Annotated in this window: 2 protein-coding genes and 1 pseudogene; all 3 read left to right on the top strand. The window is 27.0% G+C overall.

Annotation, left to right across the window (positions count from 1 at the left end; translation table 11 throughout):
• Nucleotides 1–220: pseudogene (locus tag KGF39_RS19430) on the top strand (hypothetical protein); the annotation flags it as partial.
• 11 nt (nt 221–231) lie between these two features.
• Complete coding sequence (locus tag KGF39_RS19425; protein WP_227823571.1) at nt 232–402, top strand: hypothetical protein; 171 nt, start codon at nt 232–234, stop codon at nt 400–402.
• A gap of 36 nt (nt 403–438) precedes the next feature.
• Entirely contained in the window at nt 439–669 is a 231-nt protein-coding gene (locus tag KGF39_RS19420; protein WP_077699836.1) for a hemolysin XhlA family protein, read from the top strand.
• Nucleotides 670–685: the final 16 nt, after the last annotated feature.

The following is a 685-nucleotide window of genomic DNA, read 5'->3' as shown; positions in this document are numbered from 1 at the left end:
TGGAAGTATAGACTATAGTAAACAGTATATAGAGTCTATAAATCCAGTTACAAAAGAACTAAACATCAGAGACATAGAAGTCGTTTTGACAGATGAACAAAAGAGATTACAAGCATTAGAAAAAGAATTAAGTATGTTAAAAGAAGAAAATAAAAATAGAGATTCTGAGATAATAAACACAGCATTTGAAGTAGAAAATATCAAATTAAATAATATTTAGGAGGAAATGATATGTATAACTTATTAAAATTAATGATAGAACAAAAGAACTATAGCACTAAAGAGGATTTGCAACATAAAATGGATGTATTCTATGCAGTAAATAGGATTACAGAAGAACAATATTTAGAGTTAACAGGTTTATTAAATAAAGAAGAAACACCAACAGAACCGATATTATAAACGGTTCTTTTTTATTTCAATTATTAGGAGGCTTACATGAATGAAGAACTTTTCAAAGACAATTTGAAACGACATGAGGTAACAATAAATAAACATAATGATGAAATAGACGAATTAAAAGTGGCAAATATAGAATCTAAGGCAGAGTTAAAAGCATTGTGTGAGAATTTAAACTCACTTACAAGCATGTTGAAATGGCTAATTGGCACAATGATTACAACACTAGTAGGATTCTTTATATTTGCAATACAAAAAGGAATATTTTAATTAATTAGGAGGATAA

This window comes from Clostridioides sp. ZZV14-6345, assembly GCF_020657775.1.
In the GTDB taxonomy this organism is placed as follows: Bacteria; Bacillota; Clostridia; order Peptostreptococcales; family Peptostreptococcaceae; genus Clostridioides; species Clostridioides difficile_D.
This window is presented reverse-complemented; position numbering and strand designations above follow the sequence as displayed.

Excerpts from the sequence above, each read along its gene's own strand:
- KGF39_RS19425 (WP_227823571.1), top strand. The coding sequence starts at position 232 with ATGTATAACTTATTAAAATTAATGATAGAACAAAAGAACTATAGCACT.
- KGF39_RS19420 (WP_077699836.1), top strand. The coding sequence starts at position 439 with ATGAATGAAGAACTTTTCAAAGACAATTTGAAACGACATGAGGTAACA.